Origin of the sequence: Streptomyces sp. NBC_01463 (genome assembly GCA_036227345.1) — a bacterium.
Lineage (GTDB): Bacteria > Actinomycetota > Actinomycetes > Streptomycetales > Streptomycetaceae > Streptomyces.
In genome coordinates this window covers 179,586-192,123 of sequence record CP109468.1, presented here as the reverse complement: position 1 = coordinate 192,123, position 12,538 = coordinate 179,586, and the positions used below count along the sequence as shown (strand labels likewise).

General features: G+C 67.6%; 14 protein-coding genes. 11 read left to right on the top strand and 3 right to left on the bottom strand.

What is annotated here, in order from left to right:
* Positions 1 to 60 precede the first annotated feature (60 nt).
* The gene (locus OG521_00860) at positions 61 to 642 is read left to right on the top strand and encodes a TetR family transcriptional regulator (GenBank protein ID WUW19408.1); all 582 of its coding nucleotides are present in this window, start codon (positions 61 to 63) and stop codon (positions 640 to 642) included.
* A gap of 236 nt (positions 643 to 878) precedes the next feature.
* On the opposite strand, the gene OG521_00855 is transcribed toward OG521_00860, so the two are convergent.
* Positions 879 to 1,337 (bottom strand): MarR family transcriptional regulator, encoded by a 459-nt coding sequence (locus OG521_00855; protein ID WUW19407.1) that lies wholly within the window; start codon positions 1,335 to 1,337, stop codon positions 879 to 881.
* 64 nt (positions 1,338 to 1,401) lie between these two features.
* Between OG521_00855 and OG521_00850 the strand changes: the two genes are divergently transcribed.
* The 8 genes from OG521_00850 (at position 1,402) to OG521_00815 (ending at position 8,917) form a co-directional block, all read left to right on the top strand.
* Entirely contained in the window at positions 1,402 to 1,770 is a 369-nt protein-coding gene (locus tag OG521_00850; GenBank protein ID WUW19406.1) for a VOC family protein, read from the top strand.
* Positions 1,771 to 2,471: 701 nt separating this feature from the next.
* Positions 2,472 to 3,695 (top strand): phospholipase D-like domain-containing protein, encoded by a 1,224-nt coding sequence (locus OG521_00845; protein ID WUW19405.1) that lies wholly within the window; start codon positions 2,472 to 2,474, stop codon positions 3,693 to 3,695.
* A gap of 639 nt (positions 3,696 to 4,334) precedes the next feature.
* Positions 4,335 to 4,850: a GNAT family N-acetyltransferase gene (locus OG521_00840; protein WUW19404.1), complete on the top strand. Its 516-nt coding sequence runs from the start codon at positions 4,335 to 4,337 to the stop codon at positions 4,848 to 4,850.
* Positions 4,851 to 5,171: 321 nt separating this feature from the next.
* Positions 5,172 to 5,921 carry a GntR family transcriptional regulator gene (locus OG521_00835; GenBank protein WUW19403.1) on the top strand — a complete coding sequence of 250 codons (750 nt, stop codon included), beginning with the start codon at positions 5,172 to 5,174 and terminating at the stop codon, positions 5,919 to 5,921.
* Positions 5,918 to 6,688 (top strand): sulfite exporter TauE/SafE family protein, encoded by a 771-nt coding sequence (locus OG521_00830; GenBank protein ID WUW19402.1) that lies wholly within the window; start codon positions 5,918 to 5,920, stop codon positions 6,686 to 6,688. Before OG521_00835 ends, OG521_00830 begins: the two co-directional genes overlap by 4 nt.
* A 132-nt stretch (positions 6,689 to 6,820) precedes the next feature.
* Entirely contained in the window at positions 6,821 to 6,967 is a 147-nt protein-coding gene (locus OG521_00825) for a hypothetical protein (protein ID WUW19401.1), read from the top strand.
* 33 nt (positions 6,968 to 7,000) lie between these two features.
* Complete coding sequence (locus OG521_00820) at positions 7,001 to 7,339, top strand: GNAT family N-acetyltransferase (GenBank protein WUW19400.1); 339 nt, start codon at positions 7,001 to 7,003, stop codon at positions 7,337 to 7,339.
* A gap of 324 nt (positions 7,340 to 7,663) precedes the next feature.
* On the top strand, positions 7,664 to 8,917 hold the full coding sequence (locus OG521_00815; GenBank protein ID WUW19399.1) for an IS256 family transposase: 1,254 nt from the start codon (positions 7,664 to 7,666) through the stop codon (positions 8,915 to 8,917).
* 48 nt (positions 8,918 to 8,965) lie between these two features.
* On the opposite strand, the gene OG521_00810 is transcribed toward OG521_00815, so the two are convergent.
* Positions 8,966 to 9,916: a hypothetical protein gene (locus tag OG521_00810; GenBank protein WUW19398.1), complete on the bottom strand. Its 951-nt coding sequence runs from the start codon at positions 9,914 to 9,916 to the stop codon at positions 8,966 to 8,968.
* 283 nt (positions 9,917 to 10,199) lie between these two features.
* On the opposite strand from OG521_00810, the gene OG521_00805 reads away from it, so the two are divergent.
* A complete protein-coding gene (locus OG521_00805; protein WUW19397.1) occupies positions 10,200 to 10,475 on the top strand; it encodes a hypothetical protein in 276 nt (91 codons plus the stop codon).
* A gap of 220 nt (positions 10,476 to 10,695) precedes the next feature.
* Here OG521_00805 and OG521_00800 read toward each other — a convergent pair whose 3' ends face one another.
* Positions 10,696 to 11,304 (bottom strand): TetR family transcriptional regulator, encoded by a 609-nt coding sequence (locus tag OG521_00800; GenBank protein WUW19396.1) that lies wholly within the window; start codon positions 11,302 to 11,304, stop codon positions 10,696 to 10,698.
* A gap of 93 nt (positions 11,305 to 11,397) precedes the next feature.
* On the opposite strand from OG521_00800, the gene OG521_00795 reads away from it, so the two are divergent.
* The gene (locus OG521_00795; GenBank protein ID WUW19395.1) at positions 11,398 to 12,438 is read left to right on the top strand and encodes an NAD(P)-dependent alcohol dehydrogenase; all 1,041 of its coding nucleotides are present in this window, start codon (positions 11,398 to 11,400) and stop codon (positions 12,436 to 12,438) included.
* Positions 12,439 to 12,538: the final 100 nt, after the last annotated feature.

Here is a 12,538-nt window from a genome sequence, read left to right as displayed (position 1 = left end):
TTGGCAAACGTAGAGCCCTGAATCTGGACTGTCAACACGTGTTGGCCTATGCTTGTTGGCATGACCGGCACCACGGAGAACCAGCAGGCCGCGCGGCGTTCCGACGTAACCCGCGCAACGATCCTCGACGCGGCCCGCGAGCGATTCGCGGCGGACGGCTACGAGAAGGCGACCATCCGGGCCATCGCGCACGACGCCAAGATCGACCCGTCGATGGTGATGCGCTACTACGGCAACAAGGCGGGCCTGTTCGCGGCGGCCGTCGCGATCGATCCCGGATTGCCGGGTCTGCCCCTCGAACCGCGGGAGGAGATCGGCAGTACGCTGGTGCGCCACTTCCTCACCCTGTGGGAGGGGAACGGGGAGCTCACCGCACTGATGCGGGTCGGTGCCACCGACCCGGCCGCCGCCGATCGCATGCAGAGCGTGCTGCGCGAGCAGCTGATCCCACTGGCTCGCAGGCTGGGCCATGAACCGGAGCAGGCGCAGGCTCGGGCGGCGCTGTGCGTCTCGACCGTGCTGGGGCTCGCGCTGACGCGCTACGTGTTGCAGTTCCCGGCGAGTATGGCGCTGGGCCGTGAGGAGATCGTGGACTGGCTCGGCCCCACGATCCAGCGGTACCTCACTGCTCCCACCCCCTGAAGAGTGCGTTGAGGTGCCCATTGCGACCTCGGGCGCGGCGGATGCCCGCATGGGGAGTGCTTGATGCCGTCCGCAACGACGCCCTGCCTGGCCCCCACCCCTTGTCGCTGGTTCGAGGCTCATCGCGGCAGGTGGGGGTCAGGTGGGGGTTGCCGGGTTTCGAGGTGGCCTGCATGGATGCCCGCGCTCGGCTGCGCTTCCGTCCGGGCGCGGCGGGCTGTACGCCAAAGGGCAAGCTATGCGTCGTCGTTGCCGTCACGCAGGGAACGGGTCATGCTCTGCAGGATTCGGAACGCGCCTGACTGCTCGGTCTCGGTGAGGCCGGCCAGCATTCTCAGCTCGACGGACCGGACCGCCGCGGTCGCCTTCTCCAGGCTCCGTCGGCCGCTGGGTGTGAGCCGGGCGGGAAGAACCTTGCCGACGGCCGCTTCGGCGGGCCTGATCACGTAGCCGTCGCGCTCCAGGGTCTGGAGCAGTACGTTCATCGACTGCCGGGTCACGAACGCGCCACGCGCGAGCTCGGAGTTCGACAGGCCCGGTCGCTGAGCGAGCAGCTCCAGGCAGGAGTAGTGCGTCACGCTCATGCCCAGCGGCCGTAGCACCTCTTCCATGGCTGCGCGCAGGGCACTCGAAGCCTCTTTCAGCAGGTAGCCCAGCGATTTGTCCAGATCGACACCGACACCCTTTTGACTCATGTCAGAAGTCTGACATACATTGATGTATGTCAGGAATCTGACATGGACTCGAGGGAGCATCATCATGCCCGCCACCGGACCCGACTTCATCTCGCTCCAGGTACGCGACCTCGACGCGTCGCAGGCGTTCTACGAGCAGTACCTCGGCCTCGTCCGCTCACAGGCCGGACCGCCGCACGCCGTCGTCTTCGAGACGAAGCCGATCGCGTTCGCGCTCCGCGACGTCCTTCCCGGCACCGATCTCACATCCGTTGCCCAGCCCGGAATCGGCGCCGCGATCTGGCTCCGTGCCACAGACGTCCAGGCCATCCACGATGTTCTCGTCTCCGACGGCCGCACCATCGTCTCCGCACCGATCGACGGCCCCTTCGGCCGGACATTCACCTTCGCCGACCCGGACGGCTACCACATCACCCTCCACGACCGCGCCTGATACGCCCGTTCGCCACCGGACGATCACGGGTCTCGGCGACCAGGGCTGGGCCCGAGACGGGAGAATCCGGGCGCAGCGTGCTGCACTGTCTGGCGCACGTCCCGCTGGGCCGACGGCCACGAGCCTGCTCGTTCCGCATCCGCCCGTACCGCCGGTTCCGCCGGTCCGCTGTTGAGGCTGCGGGTGGGTCTGGCGTCAAGGCGCGACCGACCGTGGCTGCCGTGCCGAGGGCGGAACTGACGCCCCAGCGGTGGTCTGAGCGCTGAAGAGCGTGGCCATCGACCGAGTGCCGATCGCCCGGACCTGCGCCGGGCGTGGGGTTTCCAGGCCGACCGCCCGCAAAGCCGTCCTGGCGACCGGTCAGCAACTGCTTGTCGCCGTCGCCGTCGCCGTCGCGACTCGCTTCGAGTGCTCCGGGAGCCAGCACTGCACATCGAGGGCGCCTGTCCTGCGGCGTCTCCCGCTGATGTGGCGTTCGCCGGGCAGACGTGGACCACCGGGTCTGCCGTCGAGCCGATGCGCACCGCCTGACACAGGCAGGGCTGAAGGTCACGGCAGGAGCTCGGCGTGTCCGGTGTGGCCAGCAGGCCCGTCCCATGCGGACGCGGCCCAGGCGTACAGTCGGCGGGCTGCCTCAGCCCGCGCCGGACCGGGTTGTGTACGGTACCCCATTCCGATCTTTGTGCCGGCCAGGTGAGGCTATGACCACTACACAGAACTCCCCGGAACTACCCCAGGCTCTTCCTGAGGCTCGCACGAGAGCCTCGGCCGAGGAGCGCATCACACGGATAAGACGAAGGCTGGAGCGGCTGATAGGCATCGCGGCCACCGAAGGCAATGCCCTGGTGCCCTTGCGGAACGGGGACGAGATCTTCGCGGCGATGCTGGACGGCATCCGATCAGCCCAGCACACGGTTGACATGATGACGTTCGTCTACTGGAAGGGCGACATCGCCCGCCAGTTCGCCCAGACGCTTGCCGAACGCGCCCGTGCGGGCGTACGGGTGCGCCTGCTGCTGGACGGCTTCGGCAGCCGGCTCATCGAGGCCGAGCAGCTTGAGGCGATGGAACAGGCCGGCGTGCAGGTGGCATGGTTCCGCAAGCCGCTGTACCTGTCGCCGTTGAAGCAGAACCACCGTTGTCACCGCAAGGTCCTGGTCGTGGATGAAGGGACGGCCTTTACCGGCGGTGTCGGGATCGCGGAGGAGTGGTGCGGCAACGCGCGCAACGAGCACGAGTGGCGCGACACCCACGTCCAGGTCCGGGGCCCGGCCGTGGACGGGATCGCCGCCGCGTTCGCCCAGAACTGGGCCGAGTGCCACGACGACCTCTTCGACGACCACGATCGCTTCATCGAGCACAGCCCGCAGGGCAACTCGATCGTTCAGGTGGTGCGCGGCTCAGCCAGCTTCGGCTGGCAGGACATGCAGACTCTGATGCGCGTCATGCTGGAATCGGCCGAGGAACGCTTCCGGCTGTGCACCGCCTATTTCGCACCCGACACCTACTTCATAGAGCTCCTCTGCGCGGCCGCCCGGCGCGGCGTCGAGGTGGAGATCCTGCTGCCCGGCCCGCACACCGACAAGCGGGTCTGCCAGCTGGCGGGTCAGCACTTCTACGAGGACCTCACCGCCTGCGGGGTCAAGATCTTCCAGTACCAGCCGACGATGATGCACGCCAAGGTGATCACCGTCGATCACGTTGCCGCACTGATCGGATCGACGAACTTCAACCGGCGCTCTCTCGACCACGACGAAGAGGTCATGCTCGCCGTCCTGGACCAGGAGTTCACCGCGACGCTGGACGGGCACTTCGATGAGGACGTGGCCCTGAGCGAACAGATCAGCCGCGGCCGATGGAAGAAACGCTCGTTGGCACAACGTGCCCGCGAGGTGGCCGTTCTGCCCATCCGCCGGTACTTGTGACCACCTCGGGCGGCCGCCACAGGGCAGTCCCCGGTACCGGATGACCGTCGGCCTGAGGCTCAGTCAGCGACGCTTGACGAGTTGCCGGGGCGGGGTCCGCGAGCCGATCTCCGGCGGTATCCGAGTGCCGCGACAGCCGCGGTGAGCGGAGCGTCGCTGTCGGGGGAGACCGCACCGGTGCCCGTCGACGAAGGGGCGGTCCCGGCCCGAGACGCGTGCGGTTCATCGTCTCGGAGGCCGGTGACCGTCGGCAGAGAGGGGTCCGGGCGGCGACCTGCGTTCCGGCCGACGCCTGTCCGACCTCTAATCGGCGGTCACCGTGGCGCTCGTTCGGCAGCCCGGCCGCCTCTGCGAACGGGACCCTTGGCGTGCTCCGACGAGACCGGCCCCGTCGCGGCTGTGTGGTGGATCGCGGTCCCGGCCCGCGAGGCAGGGCAGCAATGATGTGGTCGCGACGAGGGAGGATCGCGTCGGCCAGGTCGACCCGCCAACTCGCCTTGCCTTCAGGCCGCTGTGGGGCGTCGGACTGCCGCTCAGTGGAAGCCACAAGCAGCACAAGGTTGAGGGGCCGGTTCGTGAGTTGTTGTGCATCTCCGGCCGGACCCGCGCAGCTCGTCGGACGGATGGCAGACTGAACAGATGATCGACGATCTTCCTGCCGGCCTGACGGCTCGACATCTCGCCAACGAAGACCATCTCCGGGTGCTCACCGTACTGGACACTTGGTGGGGTGGCCTGAAGGGGAAGGCAGGTTCGGCCGAACGGGCGCTGCTTCTGCCCCGGCTGTACTTCCAGCATTTCACCACCACCAGTTTTCTCGTCGAGCACGACACTGGCGAGATAGCCGCCTTCCTGGTCGGCTTCCTGTCGCCGGCACAGCCCGACACCGCTTACGTGCACTTCGTCGGTGTCGACCCCGTACTGCATGGTCAGGGCATCGGGAGCACCCTCTACCGGGCATTCTTCACACTCGCTCAGTCCCACGGGCGCCGCTACGTGCACTGCATCACCAGCCCGGAGAACGTCGCGTCGCGGGCATTTCACGCGCGGCTCGGTTTCGCGGCCTCAGCCGTGCAGCCGGACTACGACGGTCCGGGACTTGATCGGGTGGCGTTCACCATCGACCTTTCCGCGCATCCGGTGCCCATCGCCTAGTGGGACCACGCTTTGGTTCTGCGCCCCCTGTGCGCTTCCTCCTGCGCCTGCCGCCCCTTCTTGCCAAGTGAATGCCGATGAGCTACCGGCGATCATGATCACGTGGCATCCCAAGCCGCTCGCAGCAGGCTGAGCTGCGCCTCGCTGAGAAGCGGGTCGAATCCCGCGCTCCGTCCCCTCCGTCCGGCGGCCGGCCGGCGTTGCGGCGGGGGGCAGGGATGTCGTCGCAGGTCAGACGTTCATGCAGGTCAGGTTGGGTGGCGTAACTTCGGCGAAACCTTGGGTTGGGTACGGTCGCTCCGTCTTGGAAGGAGGCGGAGCATGACCGATGCCCGGTCGAGCAGTACAGACGAGGCCAACGGCAGGGCGGTGCGTGCGCGCCGTGTCGCCGATGTCCTGCGCCAGCGGATCGTCGAAGGCGACTACGAGAGCGGCACACTGCCGGACGAGCGCGTGCTGGGCCGCAGCCTCGGCGCCACGCGCAACGTCGTGCGCGCGGCACTGGACCTGTTGCGCGACGAGGGTCTGGTGACGCGGCGACGCGGCATCGGCACGCTTGTCACCGCACGCAAGGCAGGGCACGGACTCGGCCGCCTCACCGGTCTCGCCGAGGAACTCACCCCGTACGGGACTGTGACCAACGAGGTGCGCGAGGCCCGCCTGGTCCAGCACGCACCTCCGGCCGTTGCCGAACGGCTGATGCTTCCCGACGGCTCCGCTGCTGTGTACATCGAGCGGCTGCGCCACCTCGACGGTTCCCCTCTCTCGCTCGACTCGACCTGGCTCGCGCCGGACATCGGCGGCCCGCTGCTGGGACTCGACCTGGCGTGGCGCGACCTGTTCGCGCTCATCGAGGAGAACAGCGGCGTGCGCCTCGGCAGTGCCGAGATCACCGTTCACGCCGTCACCGCCGAACCGGACACCGCCCAACTGCTCGGTATCCCGAACGGATCCGCTCTCTTCGCCATCGACCGTCTCACCCGCCTCGCGGACGGCCGTCCCGTCGACCTCGAGTCGCTGCGAGTGCGCGGCGACCGGTTCGCCCTGCATACCGTGCTCGAGCGGGCATGACCATGGACGTTCTGCACCTCGTGGTCCTTGCCGCGGCCGGACTGCTCGGCGGCATCGGGATCACCGCACTCGGACCCGGGGGAGTGCTGCCCACCATCGGCCTCTTCCTCTTCTCCGGCCTTACGCCCGCCGGGGTGGCCGGCACCGCCATCGTCACGCATGTCGCCACGGGCCTGCTGGGCACGGCCGCGTACGACCGCTCCGGCCAGCTGCGCGAGGCGGATACCCGACGCTGCGCGGCGATCCTGGCATGGATCGCGCTGGTCGGCGCACCACTGGGCGTCCTGCTCAACACGCGTGTCCCGAGCCGCGGGTTCGGGATCCTGCTGGCCTCCGCGGTGGCAGTGAGCGGGATTCTCGTGTGGGTGCGCGATGCGCGGGAACGGCGCGGCGACGCATCGGCGCCAGGCCGGGTGCCGGCCGTACGCGTGGCGGTGGTTGGCCTGGTGGTGTCCGTCGCGGCAGGCCTGTTCGGGCTGGGCGGCCCGATGCTGTCCGTTCCCCTCCTCGTCGTGTCCGGCATGCCGGTCCTTGCGGCGCTTGCCGCGGCCCAGGCACAGTCGATCGTGATCGCGAGCGTCGGCACAGTGGCCTACGTGGCTCACGGGTCTGTGGACTGGGCCTTGGCGGCCGTGGTCGGCGTACCGGAACTGGCAGGGGTACTCATCGGCTGGCGGATCGCCCATGCCGTGCCGGCCGAGCGGCTCAAGTACGCCTTGGTAGCCAGCCTGCTGGTGCTCGGTTCCTACCTCGCCTGGCACGCCTGACCCCACGAGCACAGCCGGGGCCGGCGGCAGCATGTGGCAAGAGCGGGCACCGAGTGGGAGAGCCGATCCGAAGCGCATCGACGGGCCCTACCCTGACCCGGTACCGATGAGTGGCCGTCCTAGAGTGGCTCGATGACTGACGATGCCCTGCAACTGCGTCCAGTGGCCGAGGACGATCTGCCGGTGCTTGAGCGGTTCCTGACAGAACCGCAGGCGACCGGGCCCTTTCAGTGGCTGGGCTGGTCAGATCCGGGGCGCTGGCGGCGGCGCTGGGCGTAAGACGGCCTGCTGAGCGATGAAGGCGGTCAGCTGATGGTGGTGACCAGCGCCGACCGGCTCGGCTTCGTGGCATGGCGGAAGGTCACGGCATCGAGGAGCTCGTACTGCTGGAACATCGGAGCCCAGTTGCTGCCGGAAGCCCGTGGCCGAGGTCTCGGCACCCAGGCTCAACGGCTGCTGACGCGGTACCTGTTCGCGTACACGCCGGTGTTCAGGCTCGAGGCGGACACGGAGACGGGAAACATTGCTGAGCAGCGCGCGCTCGAAAAGACGGGCTTCATTCGCGAGGGCGTGCTGCGCAGCTTCGTGTTCCGGGACGGGCAGTGGCGGGACGTGGTGCGCTACAGCCTGCTCCGCGACGAGGTGGCGTGAGACAAGAGACCTGCTTGGTGACAACTCCGGTGCCCGGCCGCTCCACGAGCGTGCCACTGGCTGACCGCTTCTGAGGACACGGCCATCCGCATTGACCAACCCGTCGATCTCTTTCGTCCGAGGACGGTCGCACCCTCCCCATCACCTCATCGCACGGCTGGTCCACGCAGGCCTGGAGCCGTCCGCGAAATCAAGGGGAGCAATGCTCAGGACTTGTGGATCGGCTCCTCTGGAGGACGCACGAAGGGCGTACCTTCCCGAGTGAGTGATCGTCAAGTCATCGAGTAGGCCCGCGCTGCGAACGCGGGTCGGGAAGGCACGCCCGTGCTCAGCGTAGTCAACGAAGACGGCACCACCGAGGCCGGTTCCCTGATTGACGAGATCGTCCGGGAGGGCGCGAGGCGGATGCTAGCCGCCGCACTGGAGGCGGAAGTTGACCAGTACATAGCCGAGCTCGCCGGGCAGCGGGATGAGGCCGGTCGCCGACTGGTGGTCCGTAACGGCCGGCACCGTCCCCGAACGGTGACCACGGCCGCCGGGCCCGTCGAGGTCGCGGCCCCGCGTGTGAACGACAAGCGCGTCGACGAGGCCACCGGTGAGCGCAAGCGGTTCTCCTCGAAGATCCTCCCGCCGTGGTGTCGAAAGTCCCCGAAGATCAGCGAGGTCCTGCCGCTGCTCTACCTCCACGGCCTGTCCTCCGGCGACTTCGTGCCCGCAATGGAACAGTTCCTGGGTTCTTCGGCCGGCCTGTCGCCAGCCACCGTGACGCGGCTGACGAAGCAGTGGACCGCTGACCACGCCGAGTTCCAGCGCCGTGACCTGGCCGAATCCGACTACGTCTATGTCTGGGCCGACGGCGTCCACCCAAAGGTCCGCCTGTCCGAGACGCACTCCTGCCTCCTGGTCCTGATGGGCGTCCGCGTCGACGGCACCAAGGAACTGATCGCGATCGCCGAGGGGTTGCGCGAGTCCACCGAGTCCTGGGCCGACCTGCTGCGGGACTGCCGCCGACGCGGCATGCGCGACCCGATGCTCATGGTCGGTGACGGCGCGATGGGCCTGTGGCGGGCACTGGCGGAGGTGTTTCCGCAGGCCAGGCACCAGAGGTGTTGGGTTCACAAGACCCGCAATGTCATGAACGCGTTGCCGAGGTCCGCGCAGCCCGGCGCGAAGAAGGCTCTCCAGGAGATCTACAACGCTGAGGACCGCACGCACGCGGACAAGGCGGTCAAGGCGTTCGACAAGACGTACGGGGCAAAGTGGCCCAAGGCCGTCAAGAAGATCACCGGCGAGGTCGACGAGCTGCTGGCGTTCTACGACTTCCCCGCGGAGCATTGGGTCCATCTGCGCACGACAAATCCGATTGAATCGACTTTCAGCACGGTCAAGCTTCGAACCAAGGTCACCCGCGGGGCCGGCAGCCCGGCCGCTGCCCTCGCGATGGTCTTCAAGCTCGTCGAGTCCGCCCAGGCCCGATGGCGCGCGGTCAACGCGCCTCACCTGGTCTCCCTGGTCCGTGTCGGAGCCCGCTTCGAGAAGGGAGTCCTCGTCGAGCGCGAGGAAGTCTCAGCAGCCTGAGCTACTTCATGATCAGAGGACTTGACACCTGCACGTTCATGGCTGGCCTCATACGGATGGTCGACCGCGCCCGAGCAGTCCGCTCACCTCGCGGGCGAGGGCGACCGAGGCATCGATCTCGACTTTGCGGATCGATACGCTCTCTACGAGGAAGCCGAACGGCATGCCGAGCCTGCGGCAGAAGGCGACCAGGTCACGGGCGTTGGCCAAGCAGTGCTCGTACGACTCGGCCAGGGTGTCATCGGCGTGGAGCAGCGAGTTCTCAATCCAGCGTGGCACGTCGACTCCGAGCCATTTGAGGAACGTCAGCGTCTTCACCGAGCCGCATACCGAGAGCGTGAACACGACGGGCTTGGGTGTGAGCCGCCGCTCGCGGCAGGCGTAGTAGTAGTCGGAGACCATGCTCTTCACCGCGTTGGCGTTGTAGACGACCTGCGAGATGAAGTACGCGCATCCCGCCTCCTGCTTGGCGAGCAGCCGCAGATGCTCGTCGGGCCGCTCGGTAATGGCGACGCCGCCGAGCAGTAGCTCCGGGCGGACGTCACGGCGCAGGGCCTGCGCCTCGGACAGGCGGGTCCGCACCGTCTTGTCTTTCGAGGCCGCACCGACGAAGACGCTGAGCACTCGGTCCGTGTCGGCCATCTGCAGCCAAGTCCGCAGCTCCGCCTCGGGGTACTTGCCGACGCATCGGTAGATAACCGCAGGGCGGTTCCAGTCGCCGAGGTATTCCGCGTGGTAGGCGGCGGGGTCCATGGTGGGCAGGTACGGAAACGGCCGCTCCGCAGGATTGCGGTCGCTCTCGTCGTCGATGTCGTAGAGCGCCAGACCGTCCAGGTCGAGGAAGTCCAACCGTGCCAACGTGGCCGCGGTGATCTCCCGTATCCGCTCGGGAGCGGTGCTCAGACGCGGCGGCGTGATCCCGAACAGCAGGATGCCGCTCTCGGCGTCGGCGTTGGTCACCAGCGTCCGGAGAGCCGTGCTGTCTCTGTGGTCGATCATGTCGCGGAAGCTACCAGCTCATTTACCAGGCAGCAGGCGAACGCCGCTCTGTGAGACCGGATTCGACCGCTCTTGCCCGAGGGAACCAAAACAAGGCTCCGATGGAACGACCGCGTTGATCAGATCCACAGGATTTGACAATAACTCAATCAAGGGACAAGCGCCCGCCACCGTCATAGCGTGGGCCGAGTGCAGTCGCCGGTAAGGGATATGGCCGTCCCGCCAACCACCCAACCCGCTGAACACGCTGACAAACGTCAACCGGGGTCAGCACACTGAGCGCATGCGATATGGGAATCGGTCCGAGCGAGCCAAGCTCAGGGCCGTGAAGGCGCTCATCTCGCTGGCCATCCTCATAGTCTCACCGGTGCTGCTGATATCAGGAGCGCCGATCAACCGCTGCTACCGCCGCTACATGTACCGCGATGGCGCCCCGCACATCCTCGACAAGCAGCGGGGGTTCGTCAGCGCCCAATACTTCGTCCTCACCCACCCCCTGTTCAACTGGCTCTGCTGGCCCTCGGAGGCACTGACACGCCTCATCGGCCGCCCAGGCTGAACGACGGATGAGCATCTGTTCGAGATCACTCGCAGAGGCGCCCCCGACCATCAAAGGCATGGGAAGGCTGCTCTATGTCGCGGAGCGGGCCTTCGCGCAGCTCCACCACTCCCCAAGACGCGCCGCCTGGACGGCACTGCCGCATCCGATGAGGCGCTGTCCGCTCCGGTGGGTCCCGACTCGATGGTCATCTTCGGTCAATCCGGCATGTCGGTGACGCTCACGAAGGGGACGTGCCGCCCTCACCAGCCGCGGTGGCGCTCTGGACGCAGCCGCGGAGCAGCGCGCGGCGCTGGTCATGTACGGCATCGGGTTCCTGGCTGCTGGCCGCATATACGTTGCTGACCGGTGACCAGGCCATGGACATGGCGATGACCATAGCCATGATGTCGAAAGGGTCACCCGCGCGGATCCGCCCGGCGGCCTGGGCCGCGGCGATGGCCGCGAGCTTGCGGTCGTCGTAGTGCTGGTGGGTCTCGACGAGGTGCCCGGCAGGCCGGCGCTCCAGCCGTGTCCAGGTCGCAAGCCGAATGAGGTCGGGGCGGCGCAGGTACTCGTCGTAGAGACGAACGGCCCATTCCGCGAGATCGTCGGCGTCGATCGGCACGACGTTGGTGATGCGCTCCAGCGAACTGAGGAAGATCGCGTCGAAGAGCCGCTCCTTGTCGCCGAAGTAGGCATAGAGCTGTGCCTTGTTGGTGCGCGCTGCCTTCACGACGCGTTCGATGCGTGCCCCGGCGATGCCGTGCTGCGCGAACTCTTCGGTGGCGGCGTCCAGGATGCGCTGATACGTCGCGGCGCCTCGCGAGGTCTGGGGCTGTTCCGGCATGCCGACAGCCTACCAAACAGAACAGTTGGTTTGCTTTGGTGGGCGGCCGGGTCTAGTCTTTGGCAGACCGAACAGTCTGTTTAAGGAGTCACCATGCGAACGACCACCGGATGGCAGGCGGCCGGACCGACTGCGCTGCGGCGCACGTCACTGGAGCGCCGTGACCTGCGCCCGGATGACATCGCGGTGCAGGTCGACTACTGCGGCGTGTGCCACAGCGACCTGCATGCCCTGCAGGCGTACGACCAGCAAGCGGGATCGCCCCTGGTGCCTGGTCACGAATTCAGCGGTGTGGTGACCGCGACCGGCCCCGACGTGACCACCTTCTCGATCGGCGACCGCGTCGCGGTGGGCAACATCGTCGACTCCTGCGGCGAGTGCGCCATGTGCGAAGCCGGACAGGAGAATTTCTGCCACTCCTTCCCGACGCTGACCTACGGCGGCGCTGACCGGCAGGACGGGGCGACCACCCTGGGTGGCTACTCCCGCGAGTACGTCGTGCGCGATGCCTTCGCCTACCCGCTCCCTGCCGGACTTGACCCGGCTGGGGCGGCCCCGCTGATGTGCGCCGGCGTCACTGTGTGGGAACCCCTGCACTCCCTCGGCGTCGGCCCCGGCAGTCGCGTCGCTGTGGCCGGGCTGGGCGGGCTTGGCCACCTCGCAGTCAAGATGGCCGTGGCACTCGGCGCCACCACGACTGTCATCAGCCGATCCCAGGACAAGCGTGACGACGCCCGCAAGCTCGGCGCTCACGACCTCATCGACTCCACCGACGCCCGGCTCATGGCCTCGGCACGCGACACCTTCGACGTCGTCATCGATACCATCTCCGCCCCTCACGACCTCGCGCCGTACCTCAAGCTGGTGGCGATGGACGGCGCCCTCAGCCTCCTCGGGTACCTGGGCCCCGTCACCGTCGAGGCCATGGACCTGCTCATCGGCCGCAAGAAGCTCAGTTCCGCGGGCAGCGGAGGCCGCCCGGCGACAGCAGAGATGCTCCAGTTCTGCGCCGACAACGGCATTGCCGCCGACATCGAAGTACTCCCGTCGTCACAGGTGGACACGGCACTCGACCGCCTCCGGCGAAACGATGTCCGCTACCGCTTCGTGCTCGACATGTCCGACCTTGACTGAAGGGACAGTTGGCCGGGCCATGGCACGCAGACCGGGCAACGGCGTGCACACGGCCCGGCACTGATTCTGCTGCCGGTGCTCCCGGTCCCGATCCTGGGCT

What these genes read in the sequence shown, in the direction of transcription:
- OG521_00860 (WUW19408.1), top strand. Translation starts at nt 61, where the DNA reads ATGACCGGCACCACGGAGAACCAGCAGGCCGCGCGGCGTTCCGACGTA.
- OG521_00855 (WUW19407.1), bottom strand. Translation starts at nt 1,337, where the DNA reads ATGAGTCAAAAGGGTGTCGGTGTCGATCTGGACAAATCGCTGGGCTAC.
- OG521_00850 (WUW19406.1), top strand. Translation starts at nt 1,402, where the DNA reads ATGCCCGCCACCGGACCCGACTTCATCTCGCTCCAGGTACGCGACCTC.
- OG521_00845 (WUW19405.1), top strand. Translation starts at nt 2,472, where the DNA reads ATGACCACTACACAGAACTCCCCGGAACTACCCCAGGCTCTTCCTGAG.
- OG521_00840 (WUW19404.1), top strand. Translation starts at nt 4,335, where the DNA reads ATGATCGACGATCTTCCTGCCGGCCTGACGGCTCGACATCTCGCCAAC.
- OG521_00835 (WUW19403.1), top strand. Translation starts at nt 5,172, where the DNA reads ATGACCGATGCCCGGTCGAGCAGTACAGACGAGGCCAACGGCAGGGCG.
- OG521_00830 (WUW19402.1), top strand. Translation starts at nt 5,918, where the DNA reads ATGACCATGGACGTTCTGCACCTCGTGGTCCTTGCCGCGGCCGGACTG.
- OG521_00825 (WUW19401.1), top strand. Translation starts at nt 6,821, where the DNA reads ATGACTGACGATGCCCTGCAACTGCGTCCAGTGGCCGAGGACGATCTG.
- OG521_00820 (WUW19400.1), top strand. Translation starts at nt 7,001, where the DNA reads ATGGTGGTGACCAGCGCCGACCGGCTCGGCTTCGTGGCATGGCGGAAG.
- OG521_00810 (WUW19398.1), bottom strand. Translation starts at nt 9,916, where the DNA reads ATGATCGACCACAGAGACAGCACGGCTCTCCGGACGCTGGTGACCAAC.
- OG521_00805 (WUW19397.1), top strand. Translation starts at nt 10,200, where the DNA reads ATGCGATATGGGAATCGGTCCGAGCGAGCCAAGCTCAGGGCCGTGAAG.
- OG521_00800 (WUW19396.1), bottom strand. Translation starts at nt 11,304, where the DNA reads ATGCCGGAACAGCCCCAGACCTCGCGAGGCGCCGCGACGTATCAGCGC.
- OG521_00795 (WUW19395.1), top strand. Translation starts at nt 11,398, where the DNA reads ATGCGAACGACCACCGGATGGCAGGCGGCCGGACCGACTGCGCTGCGG.